Consider the following 22,228-nt stretch of genomic DNA (forward strand, 5'->3'; position numbering starts at 1 on the left):
CTCCTCACCCCGAGTCTCAGGGTCTGGGAACGGAAGAACATGGGTGGTGGACCCCCATATTTCACGTTCGCGGCAAATCTGGGGGCCACGCCCCCATGTGTCAGGCGTGCGCGCGTGCGAGATTCACGCTCGTGACCTCAGCGGCGGAGACCAGCACGGGCGAGAGCTGGACAGCGGCGTTCGCCCACGCGCTGCGCCCGTTGATCGACGCCGCCCGCACCGAGGTCGCGCCGCCGTTCGACGCGTCGTTCGCCGAGCAGCTCGGCCGACGGCTGGTGGCGATCGCGGCACGCACGCTGGTGCTGGAGCTGCACAACGCGCGCGGCACGCTGGCCGGATCGACCGGGACCGAGCGGTTCACCGAGTTCACCCGGAACCTGGACCTGGCGGAGTTGTTCACGCGCTACCCGGTACTGGCGAAACTGCTCGCGCAGGCCTGTGAGCTGGCTGTTTCCACGCACCACGAGTTGTCGTCGCGGTTCACCAGGGACCGCGCGGAGATCGTCCGGATCGTTTTCAGAGGGGTCGATCCGGGCGCTCTCACGTCCATCGAGACGGGGCGGGGAGATCCGCACCAGCAGGGCCGCACGGTCGCGGTGCTGACCTTCGAGTCCGGGGCGCGGCTGATCTACCGGCCGCGCCCGGTCGGGCTGCACGTGCGGTTCGTCGACCAGCTGGAGTGGCTTTCCAAGCGAACTGGAATCGAGCTCCGGTCGCCACGGCTGGTGGAGCGCGACGGGTACGGGTGGCTCGAGTTCGTCGATCAGGAACCGTGCGCGGACGTGGCCGGGGTGGCCGAGTTCTACCGGCGGCTCGGCGCGTTGCTGGCGCTGCTCTACGCGGTCGACGGCACGGACATGCACTACGAGAACCTGATCGCGTGCGGCGACCAGCCGGTGCTGGTGGACGTGGAGACGTTGTTCCACCCGACGCTGACGCCAGGCTCGGATCCCGCGGCTCTCGCGCTGGCGCGGTCCGTGCACCGCACCGCCCTGCTCCCCCACGTGCTGCTGGGCGACAACGGGGTCGTGGACGTGTCCGGTGTCGGTGGCGACCAGGGAGTGCCATCGCCGCTGGACGTCGTCGACTGGGCCGACGCCGGCACGGACCGGATGCGGCTGGTGCGACGACCGCTGGAGACGCCAGGGGCGTTCAACCGGCCGTTGCTCAGCGGGGTGCCCACCGAGCCGGCCGACTACCAGGACTCGCTGCTGGCCGGGTTCCGTGCGGGCTACGACGCGATCCTGGCGCATCGGGACGAGCTGCTGCGGCTCGTTCGTGCGTGCGCGTCCGAAGAGGTGCGGTTCGTGGCACGTGCGACGCGTCAGTACGCCGTGTTGTTGGACGAGTCGACGCACCCGTCGGTGTTGGTCGACGCGTTGGACCGCGACCTGGCGTTCGGCGTGTTGGTGGTCGACGATCCGTTGCTCGACCGGCTGGTCCCCTTCGAGGTCGCCGACCTGTGGCGGGGCGACGTGCCACTGTTCACGTGCCGTCCGGGGTCGCGTGACCTGTGGACCGCGTCCGGGCTCCGGCTGCCGGGGATGCTGCCGGAGCCCGGGCTGCACGCGGTCGAACGCAAGATCACCGGGATGAACGAGGTCGACCGGCACGACCAGCAGTGGGTGATCACGGCATCGCTGGCGTCGCGGCCGCGGCCGGTCTCACACCGCTCCGGCGCCTCGCTGCCCGGTCACGTCGCCGCGGTCGACCCCGACCCGGCCCGGCTGCTGGTGGCCGCGTGCGGGATCGCCGACCAGATCCTCGCGCACGCCGTGACCGGCGAGGACCGCGTCAACTGGCTCGGGCTGGAGCTGGTCGACGACCGGCACTGGGCCGTGCAGCCGCTCGGCGCTGGTTTGTCCACCGGCTACACAGGTGTCGCGCTCTTCCTGGCGGAGCTGGGCGCGCTGACCGGCGCCGCCCGGTACGTCGACTTCGCGGCGGCGGCGATGCGTCCGCTTCCCGGCTTGCTGGAGCTGTTCGGCTCGGAGCCGGAACTGGCCGCGGCGGCCGGTGGCGGGATCCACGGTCTGGCCGGGATCTGTTACGGACTGGCGCGGATGACCCCGTTGCTCGGCCTGGACCCGTCGTGGCTGAAGTCGGCCGTGTCGCTGATGCCGCGGGAGGACACCTCGGTCAGCGTTGTGGACGGTGTAGCAGGGTCTTTGGCGGCGATGATCGCCATCGGCACGCCGGAGTCGCTCGCGCTGGCCGGTCACTACGCGACGGAGCTCCGTGCCGCCGTTTGCCGGGAGAACGGGTTCGCGCGTGGCCTGGCCGGAATCGGATGGGCGCTGCGGCGTTACGCGGCAGCGGTTTCGGACGAGTTATCTCATGTGGCAGGACGAGCCTTCCTGGAGAGCGACGCGATCGACCCCGCGGACACCGGCTGGTGTTCGGGGCTCGCCGGCGCCGCTCTGGCACGTGACGACGAACGTCTGGTGTGCCTGCTCGCGGCCAGGGAACCGTTGCGGGACATGAGTCTCTGCCACGGCGAACTGGGCGTGATCGAGGCGCTGTCCGCCCACCACCCCGGCGCGGCGACCCGTCGCACGGCGCTGCTGCTGGGGGCACTGGACGAACACGGCGCCCGGTGCGCGGCTCCTGGCGGCGTCGCGTCGCCGGGGCTGCTGACCGGGCTCGCCGGCATCGGCCACGGCCTGCTGCGCCGCGGATTTCCGGTGCCATCGGTCCTGCTGCTGGATTCCCTGTAACCAACACACCGAGGAGTGCTCCCGATGAACGAGTCCCTGCACCGCCCGACCGACCAGACCGAGCCGGCCGAGCACGTGATCGGGGAGATGCAGCTCGCGCCGAAGTCCCTGGCCGGTGCACGGGCACGGGCCCTGGCGGGCCTCACCCTCGCGGCAGGCGCCTTCGCGTCGATCACACCCACGCTGTCGGACACGACCGTCAGCGTTCGATGAGGTCACGCTGCTGAACGAGGGGCCGGGTCCGCCCGGCCCCTTCCGCGTTTCAGGGGCGTGAATACGCCTGAGAAGCCGATACGGACGGCACCACGCTGCCGTTAAGGTCCAGGCCATGCAGACCCGAGCGCCCCACGTGGTCGGCCGAGACCGGGAGGTCGAGGCCCTCACACAGGCACTCGAACGCACGCGCACGAGCCGCGGTGGTGCGCTCTTCCTGACCGGCGAGGCCGGTATCGGCAAGTCGCGGCTCGCCCGGTACGCGGCGGGCCAGGCGTACGACGCGGGCATGCGGGTGCTCAAAGGACGCGGTACGTCGATCGGGCCGATGGTGCCGTTCCGGCCGATCGCCGAGGCCCTGCTCGGGCTGTTCCGCGGTGAGCCGCCGGACGACTCCGCGCTCGGACCGTACAAACCGGTGCTGGGCACGTTGATCCCGGACTGGCACGACCACCGGTCCACGACGGAGTCCGTCGTGGTGCTGGCGGAGGCGGTGCTGCGGCTGCTGGCCAGTGTCGCGCGGAAGACGCCGTGCCTGCTCGTGCTCGAAGACCTGCACGACGCGGACGCCGAGACGCTCGCGGTGATCGAGTACCTGGCGGACAACCTGGAGGACCAGCCGGTTCTGCTGCTCGCCACGATCCGCAACGAGCCGGGCAACGCGCTGGAGCTGATCCGGCAGATCGTGCAGCGCGGTGTTGCGGCCCAGCTCGAGCTGCGCCGGTTGACACAGCTGGAAGTCCAGCGGATGGCCGCCTCCTGCCTGGACAGCGAGGAGGTGCCGGCCGAGCTGTGCGATCGCTTGTGGACGGACAGCGCCGGGAACCCGTTCGTCATCGAGGAACTGCTGCACGGCATGGTCAGCGGCGGGTTGCTGGTGGCGGGGTCGAAGGGCTGGCAGGTGCTCGGCGAGCTCAAACTGCCGGTGCCCGCCGCGTTCGTGCGCAGTGTCGCCCACCGCACCGAACGGCTGGGGCCGCAGGGGCGGGAGGTGCTGTCGATCGCCGCCGTGCTGGGGCACCGGTTCCCGCTTTCGGTGGTGCAGAAGGTGACCTGCACGGACGACCGGCAGTTGCTCAGCCACCTGCACGCCGGGGTGGCCGCGCAGCTCGTGACACCCGACGAGCCCGCCCCCGACTGGTACGCCTTCCGCCACCCGCTCACCGCGGATGCGTTGCTCGCGCAGTTGACGCCGAACGAACGTGCCTCGCTCTCCAGGCGGACGGCCGACGCGATCGAGGACCTGCACCCCGGTCTGCCCGGCGACTGGTGCCCGCTCGTGGCGAAGCTCAGGTTCGACGCCGGCTCACCGGCCGAGGCGGGCAAGTTGTTCGCGGAGGCCGGCAAACGGGCGTTGGGCAACGGCGCGGCGGGGTCGGCGGTCACGTTGCTGGACCGCGCGCAACTGTTGCTGGTCAACGAGATCACCGCACGCGCGGACGTGCTCGACACGCTGCTGCCGGCCCTCGCGGAGACGGGCGAGTTCGAGCGCGCCTTCAAGCTCGAAAAGGACGTCGCCGAACTGGGCGGGCTCGACGGGCCGCGCCGGGTGAAGCTCCACACGCGACTCGCCCGCGTCGCCTACCTGGCCGGGTGGTACCCCGAAGGCGTGGAGCAGGTGCGGATCGCCCGCGCGTTGCTCGGTTCGGACGCGCCGGACGCGTTGACCGCGCAGCTGGACGTCAACGACGCCTATCTCGCGCTGAACATCCCGAGCTCGGACCGCATCTCGTCGGCGGAGAGCCTGGCCCGGCAGGCGGCGGAGGCGGCGGCACGGGCCGAGCTGCCGATGGTCGGGTGTGAGGCGTGGCAGCTGCTCGGGATCATCACGCGCGAGCACGATCTCGGCGCGGCCAACGCGTACTTCGACAAGGCGCGGGCGCTCGCGGAAGCACATCAGTTGCCCATTCAGCACATCTACGCGCTGGTGCGGATGGCGGGCAACGACTGGCTCGCGTCCGGCAGCACTTCGACGTTCGACCGGGCGCACGAGGCGGCGTACCGGGCCGGGGCGATCACGGTGGCGTACAACGTGGACGCCATCATGGCGCTGCAGTCCGTCCTCGTCGGCAACTACACCGAGGCGTCCGGGCAGATCGACCGGTGCCTGGAAGCCACGACACGGCTGCACCTGCGCGCGCTCACCCGCTATCTGTTGATGGTGAAGGCGACGCTGGCCGGGCACCGCGGCCTCCGCCAGGAGACCGACGACGCCACAAGGGACTTCGAGGCCGTGGCCAAGGGCGGCGCGCAGGAGATCCCGCTCTGCTACGGACTCGCCCGCGCGTTCTGCGCGTTGCTCGAGGAGAACCACGCGCTGGCGATCTTCGAGCTCGACCGGGCGATGGAGCAGGAGTCGCAGAACCCCACGACGTTCCACCTCTCCGGCACACACGGCGTGCGCGTGCTCCTCGGCGTGCTCGACGGCCGTTCCGGCTGGCCCGAGTACGACGCCCTGGCCACGTCGTCGGCCGCCGGCATGCGCTGGAACCGGCAGTTCGCGGATCTCGCGCACGCCGTCCTGCTGGGCCGCGCTGGGCGCCCTGACGAGGCTCGTGCCGCGTTCTGCCGCGCTCAGGAGGCGGCGGCGATCTACCCGATGGCTCGGCACCTGGGGCTGCGGCTGGTCGCGGCGGAGGCTTCGGCGTGGGGTGATCCGGTGACCTGGCTGCGGGCCGCCGAGGAGTACTTCCACCAGGCCGGCAACGCGGCGGTGGCGTCGGCGTGCCGCGGGTTGCTGCGGCAGGCCGGTGCGCCGGTGCAGCAACGGCGCAGCGGCACGGACCAGGTGCCGAAGCAGCTGCGCGGGCACGGGGTGACCGCCCGCGAGTTCGAGGTCTTCGGGCTGCTCGCCGACCGGCTGGGCAACAAGGCGATCGCGACCCGCCTGCACATCTCGCCGCGCACGGTGGAGAAGCACGTCGCGTCACTGATCGCGAAGACCGGTCAGCCCGATCGGGAGTCCCTGTCGGCGTACGCCGCGGCACTGAGCCGCTGACGGTCCCGCTTCAGCCGCGCTTCGAGCTCGTGCCTGCGCCCGCCCGCCAAGTCGTTCCTGGCGGCGCGTTCGACGTCACGGAAAGCCTCGTAGTAGATGTCGTCGTACTGCTCGACGATCTCGAACGACCACTTTCCCGGCAGCACGTTGCGGCCCAGCAACTCCCGCTGCACCCGGTCCGCGTGCTCGTGGTGACCCGCCAGGCGCAGCAACGCGATCGCCTCGTCGAGCATGAAGTCCGCGGTGCCGGTGAGCTGGTGGAACGAGTAGAGGTGGCCGCGGGCCCGTTCGGTGGTCTCGAGCGCCGCGCTGAGCTTGCCGAGCGCTTCGATCGTCTGGTCGTCCATCACAGAACCCGTCATTTGCTGTCGTCGTCCCGCACGCGCTTGCGGTGACTGGTGTCGCAGAACGGATAACGCTTGCTGCGGCGGCAGGCGCACACCGCGACCACGAACCGGTCGCTGGTGTGCGTCACGCCGTCCTCGGTGACCAGCTCCACCGGTCCCTCAACGAGCACCGGCCCGTTCGGGACCACCGTCACCCTGCGCCGGTTCGGCTCGGTCACCACGGATCACCACCAGTTCCTCGTCTCGCCGGCCGGGCTCGATCCGGCGCTGCACGACCGCGGCCTTCAAGCCGTTGTCCCGCAACTGCCGCAAGGTCGTGTCCACTCCGCACAGTGCGGAGTGGACCATCAGCACCACCCCGCCCGGCACCAGCAGGTCGAACATCTTGGCGCACAACGGGTCCAGCAGCCGGCGCCCGTCCCACGCCCGTTCGGCACCGCGAGCGGCACACGAGCGGGCGGCGGGAACGTACGGCGGATTGACGAGCACCAGGTCGAACCGCTCGTCCGAGATGACCTGGAGCGCGCTGCCCAGCCGGATCCGCAGCGGGACCCGGCGCAGGGCCGCGTTGGCCCGCGCGGTCCACACGGCACGCCGGAAAACGTCCACACCGGTCACCTCGGCGGCTCCGGCGTGGATCGCCGCGACGGCCAGCGCACCTGTGCCGGTACCGACGTCCAGCACGCGAGCACCCGCCGGAATCGCGGCCCCGTGCAACGCCTCCACGAGAAGCGCGGTGTCGTCCTGAGACGTGTGCGCGCCTGGTGCCCTGAGCAGCCTCACAAACGGAGAATCCCCCGCGCGAAGACGTTGAAACGCCGCGTTTTCCGGCGATCTGCGCGGGGTACTCCTGCTGGCACCGGTCTCATGACTTCAGCTTGTCGTACACCAGGTTCAGCGAGTCCGAGGCCGCGACGACCGTGAGCACTGTGGACACCAGCCTGGTGAGCCGCGGCGCGAGCACCAAGCCCGCGGTGAGCCCGCTCGCGATCCACACGCCCGCGCAGAACGGGCACGTGAGCAGCTCACCGATCGCGTGCCGCGCCGGGTGGTCCGACCGCGGGGACTCCTTGAGCTCCGCGTGGCCCGCCGGTTGTTCGTAGCGGGTGAAGGGCGCTCGCAACGGGCTGGTCACCGCCTCCTTCGTGAGCAACCGGCTCGCTTTGTGCGTTGCCACGGACACTAGTGCGGTGTCGGCGAGCGAGAACCGCTCCGGCAACCGGGCACCGGCGAGGCGCCCGGTCGCCGAGACAACGCCGGCGAGTGCCGCGTAGCTGCCGATGGCCAGGAGATAGCCCGGCAACGGCCTGTCCTCGCCGTACACCTGCCAGATCCGCCTCACGCTCCGGAGCCTTCCGCCGAACCCGGCTCCGTCATCGTGCGCACGAGCTTCGCCTTGACCGGATCCGGCGCCACCTTCCCGGCGACGGCCTGGACCTTGTTCTTCAACGAGCCCGCGACCACGTGGTCGTCGCCCTTCATCAGCGCGTCGAAACCCTGCCGCGCCACCTGTTCCGGATCGTCCTTCTCCCCCGCCCCGACCTTCGTGTCCAGCATGCCGGCGCGTTCGAAGAACTCCGTGTCGGTCGGCCCCGGCATCAGCGTCGTCACCGAGACGCCGGTGTCGCGCAACTCCTCCCGCAACCCCTGTGCGAACGAGGCCAGGAACGCTTTCGAGGCCGCGTAAACGGAGTGGAACGGGCAGGGAGCGGTGGCGGCGATCGACGACGTGAAGAGGACCTTGCCCTGCTTGCGGTCCACCATGTCGCTGATCACGCGGTGCGCGAGGTGCACCGATGACCGGACGTTCAGGTCCACGATCTCCAGGTTGTCGTCGAGCGAGGTGTCGCGCACGAAGTCGCCGCCGACGCCGACGCCCGCGTTCACCGCGAGCACGTCGACCGGGCGTCCCGCGGCGCGCAGGCCCGCGACGACGGACTCGACGTCCTCGTACTTCGTGAGATCGGCCCGCACCGCGTCGACGTTCACTCCCCCGCCCCGCAAGGCGATCTGCGTGGCCGCCTCGTCAATCCTTTCGTCCTCGGCCACGACGACGAGGTCGAAGCCGTTGTCCGCGAGGACTTTCGCGAGTTCGTAACCTATTCCGCTCGAAGCACCGGTTACCACGGCAAGCGCATTCACAGGTCTTCTCCTTCCGGTCAACACCCGGATACCCGTGGCCACGCGGTCGATGCGGCATCGGCCGAAAGTCCGATGCAACCTCCCGGACGTGTGCGGTGTCCTTATCGGTAGGTTGGTCGAAACGACATGGGGGACATTCGTGCGCAATATTGTTCTCGCGCCGCTGTGCGCGCTGGTCACGGTCGCCGTGGCGGCGTGCAGTCCGTCAGGTCCGGAGCAGACCAACCCGGAGCTGGCGCCACGCGGTACCGCGATGACGAAGGTCAAGCCGACCAGGCAGGACCTGACCACCAAGCTGAGCATCTCCGGCAAGGTCGAGATGAACCCGACGTTCGGGCTCGTCGCGCCGACCGAGGGCCAGGTGCGGTACTTCGACATCCCGACGCCCAACGGCACGCCGACCAGGCCTACGCGGGTCGCGACGGTGTGGAAGGGCAACACGCCGAACTACGTGGAGATCCCGGCGGGCGCCACGTTCGGCGGCCGGCTGGTCGACGACAAGGCGACGGTCACGGCAGGCATGCCGATCGCGTCCGCCAAGCACGTCGGCTACGCGATCGTCGGCGACATCGACGGCCAGCAGGCGTACAAGATCAGCGGCGCGCTCACCGACGTGACGGTGCAGATCAAGAACGGGCCGGGCCCGTTCCCGTGCACCGTGCTCGGCACGATCGCCGCGCTGCCGCAGGGCACCATCCCGGAGAAGCCCACGCAGACGCCGGATCCCAAGAACCCGCCGACGACCGGCCAGCAGCAGCCCAAGACGCCGGAGCAGCCGCAGCAGCCCAGCACGTCGACGGGCCTGCGCATCGTGTGCACCGCCCCGGCGGACGTGCAGATGATCAACGGCGCCAGCGCGTCGATCGAGGTCACGACGGGCAAGGCGACGCAGGCGCTGGTGGTGCCGGTCGAGGCCGTCGCGGGCCAGCAGGGCAAGGGCAAGGTCGACGTGATCCAGCCGGACGGTTCGCGCCGCACCACCGAGGTGACGCTCGGCCTCACCGACGGCAAGGTCATCGAGGTCAAGTCCGGTCTCACCGGTGACGAGGAGCTCGGTGTGCCCGGCCCGAACCTGCCGGAGGGCCAGCAGCAGGGCGGCGACCCGCAGCAGAAGCCGACGGGACCGTGATGACCCAGCCTCAGGTTCAGGTGCAAGCACCGCTGCTTCAGCTCAACGGCATCACGAAAGTCTTGAAGGGCCAGGAAGAACCGCGCACGATCCTGTCCGGCGTGGACCTCACCGTCCACCCTGGACAGAGCGTCGCGATCCTCGGCCGGTCCGGCTCCGGCAAGTCGACGCTGCTTTCGTTGATCGGGCTCTTCGACCGTGCCGACGAGGGCCAGTACTTCCTGCACGGCAACGACATCACGAAGCTGCCCGAGCGCAGGGCCGCGGCGTTGCGCAGCGCGGAGTTCGGGTTCGTGTTCCAGCGCTTCTTCCTGCTCAAGCACCTCACCGCGGCGCAGAACGTGGCGATGGCGCTGGTGAACGGCCAGGGCTGGTCCGCGCGCCGCAAGCGCAAGCAGCAGGTGATGGAGGCGTTGGAGCAGGTCGGCATCGCACATCTCGCGAAGTCGAAGCCCTCCAGGCTTTCCGGTGGTGAGCAGCAGCGCGTCGCGATCGCCCGCGCCCTCGTGCGGCAGCCGCGCGTGATCCTGGCCGACGAGCCGACGGGTGCGCTCGACACCGAGACGGGCAACCTCGTCGTCGAGGTGCTGCTCAACACGACCAGGCAGGGCTGCGGCCTCGTGCTGGTGACGCACGACCACGACCACGCGCGCAAGATGGGCCGCGTGCTGGAGCTGCGCGACGGGCGGTTCAACTGATGTTCTCCGGCAAGCTGCGGTCCGCCCTGATCATCGGCGGACAGGGCATCCGCGCCCGAAAACTGCGCACGTTCCTCTCGATGGTCTCGTTGTTCCTCGGTGTTCTCGCGGTCGTGGCCGTGCAGGCGGGCGCCGAGATCGCCGAACGCGCGATGCTCACCGACGTCGAGCTGCAGTCCGGCAAGGACGGCACGCTGATGGGCTACATCCCCGGCGAGAAGGGCGCGCCGGGGATCGTCGAGGCGATGATGAAGGGCCGTTCCGACGCGGTCGCGATGATCAGCTCGCAGGCGATCATCGGCGAGCCCGGCGTGAAGCCGATCAACGAGGGCGGCATGCCGTTCGAGTACGCGGGCCGCGGCGGCGACTACAACGGCCCGATGATGTACTGCGACTCCAGTGGTGTGTGCCAGGAGCAGAAGCCGCAGGAGAAGAAGCCGGACGGCCAGGCCATCGAGGTCAGCATGGTCGCGCTGACCGGTGACATCCGGACGTTCAAGCCGTTCCGCCCGGTCTCCGGCAGCTGGCTCGACTTCGGCACGGCGCCTTCACTGGCACCGCGCATCGTGCTGAACGAGGAGGCCGCGAAGGGCCTGCGGATGTTCCGCATCCCCGGCGAGATGACGATCGAGGGCGCCTCGCACCACCTGACACCGCAGATCATCGGCGTCGTGCAGGACGGCAACTCGTCACCGCGGATCTACATGCGTCTCGACGAGCTGCGCACGTGGATGCCGTCGGCGGCGGAGTCCAACGACGCCAACAGGTTCCGCGGCGGTGGCACCAACCTCGAGGTCTACCTGCAGCCGGGGTCCGACGACCTCCAGAAGCTGCTGCAGGCCAAGCTCGCCGGTGCCGGCGTCGACCCGAACCAGGTGCACTTCCAGACGGTGAACTCCAAGGAGCGCATGGAGTCCGAGCTGAAGATCATGCGGTTGATCTTCCTCGGCATGGCGTTCCTGGTGCTGCTGATCGGTGTCGCCGGCATCCTGAACGTCGGTCTCGCCACGGTCGGCGAACGCGTCGAGGAGTTCGCTCTGCGCCGCGCGGTGGGCATGTCGCGGATGTTGCTCGCGGGCATCGTGCTCGCCGAGACGCTGCTGACCGGTCTGCTCACCGCAGCGCTCGCGATCGGCGCCGGGGCGGCGGGGTTGCAGGTCGCCCTGATGCTGTTCGGCGGCCGGTTCCCGTCGTTGCAGGGCACCGTCTTCCCCTGGGAGGCGGGGATGGCCGGAGTCATCGCCGGTCTCATCGCGGGTGTGCTGGGCGGGTTGATCCCGGCGATCCGGGCGGCACGAATTCCGATCGCCACAGTCATGCGGGCCTGAGCAGGAGGCACAGCGCCCGTTGCCGGCGAAGCCCCGGACCGCGAGAGAGGCGGCCCGGGGTTTCGTATTTCTCGGAGTATTTCTCAGGCCTCGTTGAAGGTGTCCGGGTTCGGGCCGATGCGACCGCCACGGTCCAGAGTGGACAGAGCGGCGATCTCCTCGTCCGAGAGCTCGAAGTCGAACACCGCGATGTTCTCCCGGATCCGGGACGGCGTCACGGACTTCGGGATCACGACGTTGCCGATCTGCAGGTGCCAGCGCAGCACGACCTGAGCCGCCGAACGGCCGTGGTCTGCCGCGATCTTCGCGACGACCGGGTCGCTGAGCAGCTCGCCGCCCTGGCCGAGCGGTGACCAGGCCTCGGTCTGGATGCCGTGTTCGGCGTGGAATGCGCGCAGCTCGGCCTGCTGCAGGTACGGGTGCAGCTCGATCTGGTTGACCGCAGGCACGACGCCGGTCTCGTCGAGCAGGCGCTGCAGGTGCGCGGGCTGGAAGTTGGACGCGCCGATCGCGCGGACGCGGCCGTCCTTGTGCAGCTCGGCGAACGCCTTCCAGGTGTCGACGTACAGCTCGCGAGCCGGAGTCGGCCAGTGGATCAGGTACAGGTCCAGGGTGTCGAGCTTGAGCTTCTTCAGGGACTCGTCGAACGCGCGCAGCGTCGAGTCGTAGCCCTGGTCGGCGTTCCACAGCTTCGTCGTGATGAAGAGCTCTTCACGGTCGTGGCCCGCGATGGCCTCGCCGACGCCGCCCTCGTTGCCGTAGATGGCGGCGGTGTCGATGCTGCGGTAGCCCGCCTTCAACGCCTCCGCGACAGCGGGCGTGGCCTCCGCGTCCGGCACCTGCCAGACGCCGAAGCCGAGCTGAGGCATGGACACACCGTTGTTGAGCTTGAGAGTAGTCAAAACCGAATCCTTACTAGTGCTTACGGGATCAGCGTCGGAGCGGTGCCGCCGTCGACGCGCAAGGCGGCTCCGGTCGTCGCGGATGACAGGTCCGACGCGACGTAGGTGATGAGGTTCGCGACCTCGTGCGGACGGATCAGGCGGCCGAGCAACAGAGTCGGGCGTTCGGTGCGGACGAACTCCGCCTCGCCGCCCTCCCCCACGCGGTCGCGGATGAACTCCTCGACGCCCGGCGTGAGGGTCGGGCCGGGCAGCACCGAGTTCACCGTGACGCCGGTACCGGCGACGGCCTGGGCCATCCCGCGCGCGATGGCGAGCTGGGCGGTCTTCGTCATGCCGTAGTGGACCATCTCAGTGGGCGTGAAGACGGACGACTCACTGCTCACGAAGATCACCCGGCCCCAGCCACGTTCGACCATGCGCGGCGTGTAGTGCCGCGAGAGCCGTACGCCGGACATGACGTTCGTGTCGAAGTATCGCTGCCACTCGACGTCCTCGATCTCGAACACCGGCTGCGCGCCGTAGATCCCCATGTTGTTCACCAACACGTCCACGTCGGGCAGCTGGTTCACCAGCTCGGCCGCGCCTTCGGCGGTCGCGATGTCAGCCGCGATGCCTCGCACGTCTCCGTTGCCGCTGAGCTTGCCGACCGCCTCGGCGACGCGCTCCTCGCTGCGGCCGCTGACGACGACCGTCGCCCCCGCCTTGAGCAGCGCCTCCGCCGTGGCGAAGCCGATGCCGGAGGTGGAGCCCGTCACAAGAGCCGTGCGTCCCGACAGATCCATGTCTCTCCCCGGTAGACTTGTTGAAGACGATAACAAGCGTACGCAATAGTTGCACACGCTGTCTATTCGAGAAGGGTTGACCTTATGTCACTGGACGACGACGCCGTCCAGGCGCGCGCTCAGGGCTGGCGCACGCTCGCGGCGTTGCACGCGCGCATCGAGGACCGCCTCGAGAGAGCACTGCAGAAGGCGCACGAACTCTCCGTCAGCGAGTACACCGTTCTGGACGTCCTCAACCGCCAGGACGGCTTCCACCTTCGGATGAACCAGCTGTCCAACGCCGTGGTGCTCAGCCAGTCGGCGACAACGCGCCTGGTCACGCGCCTGGAAGACCGCGGTCTGCTCGCCCGCTACCTCTGCCCCACGGATCGGCGCGGCATCTACACCGAGGTCACCGAGAAGGGCCACGAACTGCTCGCTCTGGCTCGTCCCACACACGACGAGGTCCTCTCCGACTCTCTTGAGGAGGCTGGCGGCGTTCCTGAGCTGAAGCCACTCGTTGAGGCGCTCGCCAAGCTCTGATCCGCTGGGCAAGATCAGCCGCATGTCTCTGCACGCCCTGATCCGCGCGGAAGCCGACACGGCCGAACGCGACCGCCGGTTGACCGACCCGGTCGTGGCCGCGCTCGTCGACCACGGCGTGCACCGGCTGATCGCGCCGAAGCGCTACGCCGGCGCCGAGCTGGACCTCCCGTCGTGGAGCCGCGAGATCCAGGAACTCTCGCGGTCCGACACCTCGACGGGCTGGACCGCCATGACCTGCACCATCTCGTCGTCGCTGGCCTGGTACCTGCCGGTGGAAGCCGCCGACGAGGTCTTCGGCGACCCGCGCGCGTTGATCGCCGGCACCGCGGCACCGTTGGGCAGGGCCGTGGCTGCGGAGGACGGCTACCGCGTCACCGGCCGTTGGGGCTGGGGCAGCGCCGTCACGCACGCCTCGTGGGTCATCGGCGGCACTCTCACGCCCGCAGGCCCACGTCTGGCCGTGTACCCGCGAGCGGACGTGACGATCCACGACACCTGGCACGCCGCCGGACTGCGCGCCACGAGTTCGCACGAGTTCTCTCTCACGGACGCCTTCCTGCCGTTTCGCCGCGCGGTGTGGCCCATCGGCTGCACGCCCGGCATCGAGGGACCGGTCACGGTCTTCCCCTACTTCAGCTTCCTGGCGGCGGGCGTGGCCTCGGTGTGCCTGGGAGTGGCGCGGCGCGCGATCGACGAGATCGAGGCGCTGGCTCAGGCGAAAACCCCGCAACACGCCACCACCCGGCTGGCAGAACAGACCGGTGTGCAGATCGAGCTCGCGCTGATGGAGGCCCGCTTGTCGGCCGCGACGGCGTTCCTGGACGAGGCGCTGAGCACCGCCTGGGAGTTCGCGTCGAACGGCACGCCGGCGCCGGACCCGGTGAAGGCCCGGCTGCGGCTGGCCTGTTCGTTCGCCTCGGGCGAGGCCACCGAGGTGACGCAGAAGGCGTTCGCGGCGGGCGGCGGCAGCTCGGTGTTCGAGTCGTCGGCTCTGCAGCGGTGCTTCAGAGACGTGCACGTTGCTGCCCAGCACACCGTGGTGTCGCGCCGGATGCTGGAGACGTACTCGATGCTGCGGCTCGGCCTTGGGCCGGACATGTCCCGCTTCTAGTGCCGTGGCCGCTGGCCTTTGCCCCGTGTTCGGCGGTCACGGCACTAGGTAGGCTCACCCGTATGGCCGACACGCAGTACGAAGACCTGCTCCGCCACGTCCTGAAAGAGGGTGTGCGCAAGGAGGACCGCACCGGCACCGGCACGCGGTCGATCTTCGGCCATCAGCTGCGCTACCCGCTCGCCGCGGGCTTCCCGCTGATCACGACCAAGAAGGTGCACTTCAAGTCGATCGCGTACGAGCTGCTGTGGTTCCTGCGCGGCGACAGCAACGTCGCCTGGCTCCAGGAGCACGGCGTGACGATCTGGGACGAGTGGGCGGGCGCTGACGGCGAGCTCGGCCCGGTCTACGGCGTGCAGTGGCGTTCGTGGCCGACCCCGGACGGCGGTCACATCGACCAGATCGCCGAGGTTCTGCGCACGTTGCGGGAGAACCCGGACTCGCGGCGGATCATCGTGTCCGCCTGGAACGTCGGCGAGATCGCGCAGATGGCGCTGCCGCCGTGCCACGCGTTCTTCCAGTTCTACGTGGCCGACGGCAAGCTCTCGTGCCAGCTCTACCAGCGCAGCGCGGACCTGTTCCTCGGGGTGCCGTTCAACATCGCCTCCTACGCGCTGCTGACGCACATGATCGCCGCGCAGACCGGCCTCGGCGTCGGCGACTTCATCTGGACCGGCGGCGACTGCCACATCTACGACAACCACGTCGAGCAGGTCGAGCTCCAGCTGAGCCGTGAGGCCCGCGAGTTCCCGACGCTGCAGATGGCTTCTGTCCCGTCGTTGTTCGACTACTCCTACGAGGACTTCGAGATCGTGGGCTACGACCCGCACCCCGGCATCAAGGCTCCGGTGGCGGTGTGATCGGCCTGATCTGGGCCCAGGCCCCGAACGGCGTGATCGGCCGCGACAACGCCATCCCGTGGCGCGTCCCCGAGGACATGAAGCACTTCCGGGAGACCACCGCGGGCGCGGCCGTACTGATGGGCCGCCGCACCTGGGAGTCCCTGCCCGCACGCTTCCGCCCGCTGCCCGGCCGCCGCAACCTGGTGCTGTCCCGCACGCCGCAGGAAGGCGCCGAGACGTTCGACAGCCTGGAGAAGGCGCTCGCGGACGTGACCGGTGACCTGTGGGTGATGGGCGGCTCGGCGGTCTACGCGGCGACGCTGCCGTTCGCGGACCGGATCGAGGTGACCGAGATCCGCGAGGTCTTCGAGGGCGACACGTACGCGCCGAAGATCGACCGCGAGCCGGTCAGCGTCGGCGAGTGGCAGGAGTCCAGCTCGGGCCTGCACTACCGGTTCGTCAGCTACTGATCTCCACCGCCCACACCGGAAGCACGAACTCCACCTCGGGCAAAGGTTCTTCCTGGAGCTCTTCCCACGAGATGAAGCCGCCGGGGTGCCTGAGAAACCCTTCCACGATGGCGGCCAACGGCACCGTGAGATCGAGCTTCGCCCCGAACGGCAGCTGATCGCGTGGCGACGACGAGGTCGAACACTTCAGCTGCCCGGCCTGCACGTCGTGCCACACGTAGAACGTCGCGGTTCGGCCCATCGCAGCGGCCCGCTCCCCCTGCAACCGGGCGGTCTCCTCAAAGGCGGCCACGACGTCGGCCACAACCGGTGACTCACCCGAAGCCGGCCCGAGACTCCAGGTGTTCGCGTCGGCCTCGGCGTAGGTGTCGCCGTTGAGCAGCAACGGCTCGTCCGCGACCTCGCGAACCCACGTCACCAGCATCAGCGGCGCCGTGCGCGTGCGTGCCAGGCCTCGACGATCAACTCTTCCAGCTCCCCCACCTCGATGTGCTCCAGCCGCACCAGAATCGCCGGATACCCGTGGAAGTGCGGCGTCGTGAAGTACACCGACTCGTCGGAGGCCAGCAAAGCCTCCTTCGCCCCCAGGTCCGGCACCCGCGCGGCCAGGATCGGCCCGGAGGGCGCCGAAGCGCCCATCGCCGCCAGGTCCGTCTTGCGCAGGGGCCGTTCCCACACGAAGAGCTTGTCCTTGACCCTCCAGTCGACGACGCCCTCCCGCACCCGCTCCGTCACGTCGGGCATGGAGGTGGCGATCCGGCGCACGTCGTTCCAGGTGGCCATCACAAGCTCCTACAGGTGGTCCGGCGGACGCTGCTGCTCGGCCAGGAACCGTTCGAACTCGGCCCCCAGTTCGTCCGCGCTGGGGAGATCGGTGTTCCCGACAGTCTGGATGAAGGCGTCGTACTGCCGCTCGAGCGCTTCCACCACCTGGGCTACTTCTTCCGACTCCGCCACCTGGCGGTGGATCTCGGCGTCAGCGGCCTGAGCTGCGTCGATCAGGGAACCGATCGGGAGCGCGAGCCCGGTCGCACGCGCGACAGCATCCAGCAAGGTCACCGCGGCGGTCGGGTACTGCGACTGCGCCAGGTAGTGCGGCACCTGGGCGGCGAAACCCATCGCGTCGTGGCCCGCCTGGCCTAGCCGGAACTCCAGCAGGCCCGACACGTTGCCCGGCACCTGCACGCGGTTGAAGAACGGCTGGTAGTCGGACACGAGCTCGGGGCGCGTCGCGTGACCGATGACGTTCAACGGCCTGGTGTGCGGCACGCCCATCGGGATGCCGTGGAAGCCGACGGTCAGGCGCACGCCCCAGCGGTCGATCAGCGAGCGCACCGCGAGGATGAACGCCTCCCAGCCGCGGTCCGGTTCCGGACCGGTGAGCAGCAGGAACGGGTGGCCGGCGCTGTCGTGCAGCAGGTGCACGACCAGTTCAGGCGCGGCGTAGTCCTCCCAGTGGTCGGTCGCGTAGGTCATCAGCGGCCGGCGGGAGCGGTAGTCGATCAGGCCGTCGAGGTCGAACCGGGCGACGATCCGGCTTTCGAGGGTCTCCAGCAGGTGCTCGGTGAGCAGACGGCCCGCGGCGCCGGCGTCCATGAAGCCCTCGAAGTGGTGCAGCAGCACCGCACCTGTCAGGTCCGGCACCTCCGAGTCCACCTCGTACAGGTTCTCCGGGTCCACCGCACGCCTCCAAAAGCTTGATTTCGGTCTCGTCCAAAGCCAACCAGATGGACACGTGGCTGATTCCGCACGGGTCGATTAGCCCATACGGACCGAGTGAGCGCATCACCTCACGGGTACTCCACCGCGGTGGACAAGCGCTGGGTGACGCGTGGAGCTCTGGTCGCGGTCGTGTTCATTCTCCTCGGCGCGGCGGTCTACGTCTTCGGCCAGTTCAGGCCGTTCGGTGACGAGTCGATCGATCGCAGCCAGCCCGCGATGCTCAAGGCGGTGCGGGACCTCAGCCAGTACCACGCGGCGGCGGGCGAGTTCCAGGTCGTGCTGGACATCGAGAACGACGTGAAGTGGGTGCCCGCGGCGCTCGCCGGTGAACGCACGCTGTTCGTCGCGGCCGGGGCGGTCAACGCCTACGTCGACTTCGGTTCGCTCGCCGAGGACGGGCTCGTCCTGTCAGCGGACGGAAAGACCGTCGAACTGAGACTGCCGCAACCGCAGCTGGACAAGCCGAACCTCCACCACGACCGCTCGTACGTCTACAGCCAGAAGCGCGGCCTGATCGACGACTTCCGCGCGCTCGTGGAGACGCCTGACCAGCAACGCTTCTACATCGCGGCGGAGGCGAAGCTCGCGGAGGCGGCGAAGGAGTCGGAGATCCTGCAGCGGGCCGAGGACAACACCCGAGTGATGCTCACAGGAATGCTGCAGGCGTTGGGATTCCAGGTGAAGGTCGTTCCTGACTAGTCTCGGGGCGCATGGACCGTCTCGTTGGTGTCAAGGCATATGGCTACGACTGGTGCGACGAACTGACGGTCCCGGAGGCCGCCGAACGCATGGTGCGCCAGGGCGTCGACTGGGCGCTCGTGCAGAACCAGCTGGACCCGTTGCCCGGCAGTGCCGTCGACCAGCAGCCGCCTGCCGGCGGGTACACCGACCTGGCGTTCCGCGAGGCGTTGGGCGACAAGGACATCCGGGTGTTCCAGTCGACGTCGGTGTTCTTCGACCCCGCCGACTTCGCCGCACACCCGGCGCTTCGGCCGGTCGATCAGCACGGCCGCACTTTCGAACCTTTCGGGTGGTATGTCGGAGTGTGTCCGTCGGATCCGAAACGGCTGGAGCGCAAGGCCTCCAGGATCGCCGAGGTCACGTCGTCGCTGCGCCCGGACGGGATCTTCCTGTCGTTCATCAGGTTTCCGGGCTTCTGGGAGCTCTGGATGCCCGAGACGGCACGGGCCGGCATCGCCGAGTACTGCTTCTGCGCTCGCTGCCTGGACCGCTTCACTGCCGAGACCGGCCACGAGACGCGTGATCCCCGGACGATCCTGCACGATCTGCGCGCCGAGTGGACCGCCTGGAAGTGCGCGGTCATCGCGGAGACCGCGGGCGTGCTGCGCGCGGCCGCGATGGAGGCCGACCCCACGATCACCGTGCTGCTCAACGGGTTCGGACTCGGACGGCCCGACTTCGGCAACGCGGTCGAGGAGGTGCTCGCCCAGCGGTTCGCCGACCTCGACCCGTACGTCGACCACTACGAGTTGATGTTCTACTTCCAGATCCAGCGCCGCGAACCAGGTGAGTACATCCGGCGGCGCATCGCGGAAGCCCGGCAGCAGACGTCCCGGACGTTGCTGGCGTGTTTGCAGGGCGGCGCGGAATACCTGGAACCGGAGTACCTGCCCGGCAACCGGAAGCGCGCGATCACCGACGCCGACTTCCGTGCCGCGCTGAAGGCGGGCACGGAAGCCGACGGCGTGCTGGTGTACTCGTGGCGCGACCTGCTGGCCGATCCCACCCGAGTCACCGCGTTGCTCGACTACAAGAACGGCTCGCTATAGGTCTTTGAAAGAGAAGTCGACCCAGACCACACCCCAGGTCTGCTGCCTGGTGACGGGCCGCATCGCGTCGCCGATGGTCTTGGCGGGCGGCTTGGGCAGCTTGCCCCACCACTTCTTGTCGGCCTGGTAGCCGTACTGGTAGATCACCGGGTTGGGGAAGAACCTGTCCGCCCACACCTGGAACTCCGCGACCCAGCCCTCCAGCGACTCGAAGTACTGGCTGTCGTTGGTGAACACGATGTCGCCGCGGTAGGTCGGCGGCATCCACGCCGGGTCGTAGTGCTTGAGCGCCAACGTGAACCGCGAGTTGTGCGCCTTGACCTTCTGCTCCCAGCGCTGCGCCACGTCGTCGGGCACCTTCTGGCCGCAGTCCTCGCACGTGCCGTTGTACCACTCGACGTCGACCTGGATGCCCATGACGCTGCGGTGGTGCTTGTAGCGGTTCAGCGAGAGGTCGATGAGCTGGTCGACGCTCGCGTAGCCGGGCTCCAGGCTCAGCCACACCTTGATGTTGTTGTCGTCGAAGTACTTCAGGTACTTCTCGTGCTTGTCGCTGCTCTGGAACGTGATGTTGGGGTAGCTGCCGCTGCTCGGCTTGGGGAACTCGACCTTCATGCCGCGCCCGCTCAGCCCGCCGACGTTCCACAGCCCGATGCCCGTCGTGCCGGGGAAGTAGCCTGTCATCTTGGTGATGTGGCCACCCCAGGTCTGCTGGTTCGGGAACCCGCCACTGGGCCCGTAGGGTGACGATCGAACCCCCGCCCAGGTCGGCGCCGAAGGTTCAGCATGAGCCGGTGTTGTTGCGGTGCCGAGCAGGAGCAGCACCGCGAGAAGAACGCGCATCCGAACTCCTTGGTAAAGAGTCTTTACCAACGGCGGTGACCCGACTGTACCGGGATAGGATTCGTTGGTGGAAGACGATCTGATGGCCTGGGCGCCCGCGGCCGGTGCCGCGCCGGCGCCGGAGATCGCGTTACCCGGCTACAGCGCTTTCCGCGTGATCGCGCAGGGTGGCGAGGGCACGATCTACCGGGCCCGCCAGGACGGCCTCGGTCGCGACGTCGCGGTGAAGGTCCTGCAGGTGACGGACCCCGCGACGCTGACCCGCTTCCGCCGCGAGCTGGCGATCACCGTCGAGCTCGGCCGCCAGCACCCGCACATCGTCACGGTGCTGGACACCGGCACTCTGCCGGACGGCCGCCCGTGCATCGTCATGGAGTACTACGAACGGGGCTCGCTGCACGACCGTTTGCGCGCCATGGGCCCGTTGCCCGTGCCGGACGTCGTGGCCGCGGGCATCGCGGTGGCGGACGCGCTGGCGTTCGCGCACGGCCAGAGCATCCTGCACCGCGACGTGAAGCCGCAGAACGTCCTGGTGCTCCCCACCTCGTACGTCCTGGCCGACTTCGGCATCGCCCGCGGCGCCGACGCGGGCCATTCGGCGTCGTTGCAGATGGTCAGCTACCGGCACGCCGCCCCGCAGATGCTGGAGGGCGGGGTGCCGTCGTTCGCCGACGACATCTGGTCGCTCGGCTCGACCCTCTTCACGCTGCTGGAGGGCAAACCCCCGTTCGCCTCGGACAACCCGGACGAGGACACGCTGCTGTCCTACGTCGGCCGCGTCAGCCGCGCCGAACCCCGTTCGCTGACCCGGTTCGACGTGCCGGCGTCGCTGGTCGCCGTGATCTCTCGCTGCCTGCGCAAGGACCGCGTGGAACGCTTCGCCTCCGCGCTGGAGTTGCGCGACGCCCTGATGGCCGTCAGCGCCGGGGTCTCCACGGCACCTTCGGTGTCCATTGTGGACCCCGACTCGACGATGATGCTGGGCGAGCGCACGACGATCTTCCCGGACGGTCCGACGGAAGCACCCGGTTTCGGTCCGCGGCCCAAGGTCGAGGAGGAGAAGCCGGCCGAGGAACCACTGGAGGAGCCGGACAACTCGTGGCAGGGCCAGCTCGCCGACCTGACCTACCGCCAGCAGGACATCGTTGTGCCGCCGCCTCTTCCGCAGCCGGTGGCCGTGCTGCCGACCGTCGACCTGCCGCCCGCCGAGCCGATGACCGCACCGGTGCGCAGGAAGAAGCGCGGCGGCGTGCTCGCCCTGCTGGCCGTCGCGGCGGTGACCGGCGGCATCGTCGCAGGCATGCTGATCAACCGCCCCGCGGAACCGCGGACGCAGCCGACCACGACGTTGCCGGTGCCGACCACGGAGTCCACCGACGCGGGCCCGCCCCCGAACGCCGACCCGCGGTTCATGCCGGTGCTCAAGCGCGCCGAGTACAAGGGCAAGGCCATCGAGCTGGAGTGGAGCGACCCGAGCGACGGCCAGGCCGAGTTCGTGGTGATCGACGTGACCGGTGCTCCGCAGGCCGTGACCAGGGTGACCGGCGGCGCCACCAAGTACGTGATCGAGGACGGCGGCGGCGAGCGTCGTTGCTTCCAGATCGCGGCGTTCGGCTACCAGGGCGAACGCGGCAGCTCGGCGAAGGTCTGCACGACCAAGAACTGA

At 69.2% G+C, this 22,228-nt stretch carries 24 protein-coding genes; 13 read left to right on the forward strand and 11 right to left on the reverse strand.

What is annotated here, in order from left to right; all coding sequences use genetic code 11:
• The first annotated feature begins 131 nt into the window (after nucleotides 1–131).
• From LFM09_RS40340 to LFM09_RS40350, 3 genes are all read left to right on the forward strand, one after another.
• On the forward strand, nucleotides 132–2,717 hold the full coding sequence (locus LFM09_RS40340; RefSeq protein WP_414101915.1) for a type 2 lanthipeptide synthetase LanM family protein: 2,586 nt from the start codon (nucleotides 132–134) through the stop codon (nucleotides 2,715–2,717).
• 24 nt (nucleotides 2,718–2,741) lie between these two features.
• Entirely contained in the window at nucleotides 2,742–2,930 is a 189-nt protein-coding gene (locus LFM09_RS40345) for a hypothetical protein (protein ID WP_414101916.1), read from the forward strand.
• A 115-nt stretch (nucleotides 2,931–3,045) separates the two neighbouring features.
• On the forward strand, nucleotides 3,046–5,928 hold the full coding sequence (locus LFM09_RS40350; RefSeq protein ID WP_414101917.1) for an ATP-binding protein: 2,883 nt from the start codon (nucleotides 3,046–3,048) through the stop codon (nucleotides 5,926–5,928).
• On the opposite strand, the gene LFM09_RS40355 is transcribed toward LFM09_RS40350, so the two are convergent.
• The 5 genes from LFM09_RS40355 to LFM09_RS40375 form a co-directional block, all read right to left on the reverse strand.
• Nucleotides 5,877–6,290, reverse strand: coding sequence for a hypothetical protein (locus LFM09_RS40355; protein ID WP_414101918.1), 414 nt, complete (start codon nucleotides 6,288–6,290; stop codon nucleotides 5,877–5,879). The genes LFM09_RS40350 and LFM09_RS40355 overlap by 52 nt on opposite strands.
• A complete protein-coding gene (locus LFM09_RS40360; RefSeq protein ID WP_414101919.1) occupies nucleotides 6,287–6,493 on the reverse strand; it encodes a CDGSH iron-sulfur domain-containing protein in 207 nt (68 codons plus the stop codon). Before LFM09_RS40360 ends, LFM09_RS40355 begins: the two co-directional genes overlap by 4 nt.
• The gene (locus LFM09_RS40365; protein ID WP_414101920.1) at nucleotides 6,435–7,058 is read right to left on the reverse strand and encodes a methyltransferase; all 624 of its coding nucleotides are present in this window, start codon (nucleotides 7,056–7,058) and stop codon (nucleotides 6,435–6,437) included. The genes LFM09_RS40360 and LFM09_RS40365 overlap by 59 nt, the downstream gene beginning before the upstream one ends.
• 82 nt (nucleotides 7,059–7,140) lie before the next feature.
• The gene (locus tag LFM09_RS40370) at nucleotides 7,141–7,617 is read right to left on the reverse strand and encodes a DUF1360 domain-containing protein (protein WP_414101921.1); all 477 of its coding nucleotides are present in this window, start codon (nucleotides 7,615–7,617) and stop codon (nucleotides 7,141–7,143) included.
• Nucleotides 7,614–8,417: an SDR family NAD(P)-dependent oxidoreductase gene (locus LFM09_RS40375; protein WP_414101922.1), complete on the reverse strand. Its 804-nt coding sequence runs from the start codon at nucleotides 8,415–8,417 to the stop codon at nucleotides 7,614–7,616. Before LFM09_RS40375 ends, LFM09_RS40370 begins: the two co-directional genes overlap by 4 nt.
• 139 nt (nucleotides 8,418–8,556) lie before the next feature.
• Between LFM09_RS40375 and LFM09_RS40380 the strand changes: the two genes are divergently transcribed.
• The 3 genes from LFM09_RS40380 to LFM09_RS40390 are packed head-to-tail and all read left to right on the forward strand — an operon-like array spanning nucleotide 8,557 to nucleotide 11,572.
• Complete coding sequence (locus LFM09_RS40380) at nucleotides 8,557–9,546, forward strand: efflux RND transporter periplasmic adaptor subunit (RefSeq protein WP_414101923.1); 990 nt, start codon at nucleotides 8,557–8,559, stop codon at nucleotides 9,544–9,546.
• A complete protein-coding gene (locus LFM09_RS40385) occupies nucleotides 9,546–10,244 on the forward strand; it encodes an ABC transporter ATP-binding protein (RefSeq protein ID WP_414101924.1) in 699 nt (232 codons plus the stop codon). The genes LFM09_RS40380 and LFM09_RS40385 overlap by 1 nt, the downstream gene beginning before the upstream one ends.
• Complete coding sequence (locus LFM09_RS40390) at nucleotides 10,244–11,572, forward strand: ABC transporter permease (protein WP_414101925.1); 1,329 nt, start codon at nucleotides 10,244–10,246, stop codon at nucleotides 11,570–11,572. Before LFM09_RS40385 ends, LFM09_RS40390 begins: the two co-directional genes overlap by 1 nt.
• A gap of 83 nt (nucleotides 11,573–11,655) precedes the next feature.
• On the opposite strand, the gene LFM09_RS40395 is transcribed toward LFM09_RS40390, so the two are convergent.
• Nucleotides 11,656–12,441: an aldo/keto reductase gene (locus tag LFM09_RS40395; RefSeq protein WP_414101974.1), complete on the reverse strand. Its 786-nt coding sequence runs from the start codon at nucleotides 12,439–12,441 to the stop codon at nucleotides 11,656–11,658.
• 53 nt (nucleotides 12,442–12,494) lie between these two features.
• Nucleotides 12,495–13,259, reverse strand: coding sequence for an SDR family NAD(P)-dependent oxidoreductase (locus LFM09_RS40400; protein WP_414101926.1), 765 nt, complete (start codon nucleotides 13,257–13,259; stop codon nucleotides 12,495–12,497).
• Between the two features lie 84 nt (nucleotides 13,260–13,343).
• On the opposite strand from LFM09_RS40400, the gene LFM09_RS40405 reads away from it, so the two are divergent.
• The 4 genes from LFM09_RS40405 to LFM09_RS40420 all read left to right on the forward strand — a co-directional run bounded on the left by LFM09_RS40405 (nucleotide 13,344) and on the right by LFM09_RS40420 (nucleotide 16,207).
• The gene (locus tag LFM09_RS40405; protein ID WP_414101927.1) at nucleotides 13,344–13,781 is read left to right on the forward strand and encodes a MarR family winged helix-turn-helix transcriptional regulator; all 438 of its coding nucleotides are present in this window, start codon (nucleotides 13,344–13,346) and stop codon (nucleotides 13,779–13,781) included.
• A gap of 22 nt (nucleotides 13,782–13,803) precedes the next feature.
• A complete protein-coding gene (locus LFM09_RS40410; protein WP_414101928.1) occupies nucleotides 13,804–14,895 on the forward strand; it encodes an acyl-CoA dehydrogenase family protein in 1,092 nt (363 codons plus the stop codon).
• A 62-nt stretch (nucleotides 14,896–14,957) separates the two neighbouring features.
• Nucleotides 14,958–15,755, forward strand: a complete 798-nt coding sequence (locus tag LFM09_RS40415; RefSeq protein WP_414101929.1) for a thymidylate synthase — start codon at nucleotides 14,958–14,960, stop codon at nucleotides 15,753–15,755.
• The gene (locus LFM09_RS40420) at nucleotides 15,752–16,207 is read left to right on the forward strand and encodes a dihydrofolate reductase (RefSeq protein ID WP_414101930.1); all 456 of its coding nucleotides are present in this window, start codon (nucleotides 15,752–15,754) and stop codon (nucleotides 16,205–16,207) included. The genes LFM09_RS40415 and LFM09_RS40420 overlap by 4 nt, the downstream gene beginning before the upstream one ends.
• Here LFM09_RS40420 and LFM09_RS40425 read toward each other — a convergent pair.
• The 3 genes from LFM09_RS40425 to LFM09_RS40435 are packed head-to-tail and all read right to left on the reverse strand — an operon-like array spanning nucleotide 16,197 to nucleotide 17,887.
• Nucleotides 16,197–16,631 carry a hypothetical protein gene (locus LFM09_RS40425; RefSeq protein ID WP_414101931.1) on the reverse strand — a complete coding sequence of 145 codons (435 nt, stop codon included), beginning with the start codon at nucleotides 16,629–16,631 and terminating at the stop codon, nucleotides 16,197–16,199. The two genes, LFM09_RS40420 and LFM09_RS40425, sit on opposite strands and share 11 nt — an antisense overlap.
• Nucleotides 16,631–16,990 carry an MmcQ/YjbR family DNA-binding protein gene (locus LFM09_RS40430; RefSeq protein WP_414101932.1) on the reverse strand — a complete coding sequence of 120 codons (360 nt, stop codon included), beginning with the start codon at nucleotides 16,988–16,990 and terminating at the stop codon, nucleotides 16,631–16,633. The genes LFM09_RS40425 and LFM09_RS40430 overlap by 1 nt, the downstream gene beginning before the upstream one ends.
• 9 nt (nucleotides 16,991–16,999) lie before the next feature.
• Complete coding sequence (locus LFM09_RS40435) at nucleotides 17,000–17,887, reverse strand: proteasome assembly chaperone family protein (protein WP_414101933.1); 888 nt, start codon at nucleotides 17,885–17,887, stop codon at nucleotides 17,000–17,002.
• Nucleotides 17,888–17,983: 96 nt separating this feature from the next.
• On the opposite strand from LFM09_RS40435, the gene LFM09_RS40440 reads away from it, so the two are divergent.
• Together LFM09_RS40440 and LFM09_RS40445 are read left to right on the forward strand one after the other, a co-directional pair.
• Nucleotides 17,984–18,628: a DUF4230 domain-containing protein gene (locus LFM09_RS40440; RefSeq protein WP_414101934.1), complete on the forward strand. Its 645-nt coding sequence runs from the start codon at nucleotides 17,984–17,986 to the stop codon at nucleotides 18,626–18,628.
• 11 nt (nucleotides 18,629–18,639) lie between these two features.
• Nucleotides 18,640–19,719 (forward strand): hypothetical protein, encoded by a 1,080-nt coding sequence (locus LFM09_RS40445; protein ID WP_414101935.1) that lies wholly within the window; start codon nucleotides 18,640–18,642, stop codon nucleotides 19,717–19,719.
• On the opposite strand, the gene LFM09_RS40450 is transcribed toward LFM09_RS40445, so the two are convergent.
• Nucleotides 19,714–20,562, reverse strand: coding sequence for a hypothetical protein (locus LFM09_RS40450; RefSeq protein ID WP_414101936.1), 849 nt, complete (start codon nucleotides 20,560–20,562; stop codon nucleotides 19,714–19,716). The genes LFM09_RS40445 and LFM09_RS40450 overlap by 6 nt on opposite strands.
• 67 nt (nucleotides 20,563–20,629) lie before the next feature.
• On the opposite strand from LFM09_RS40450, the gene LFM09_RS40455 reads away from it, so the two are divergent.
• Nucleotides 20,630–22,228, forward strand: a complete 1,599-nt coding sequence (locus tag LFM09_RS40455; RefSeq protein ID WP_414101937.1) for a serine/threonine-protein kinase — start codon at nucleotides 20,630–20,632, stop codon at nucleotides 22,226–22,228.

Source organism: Lentzea alba, from assembly GCF_047445655.1.
GTDB classification, from domain to species: Bacteria; Actinomycetota; Actinomycetes; order Mycobacteriales; family Pseudonocardiaceae; genus Lentzea; species Lentzea alba_A.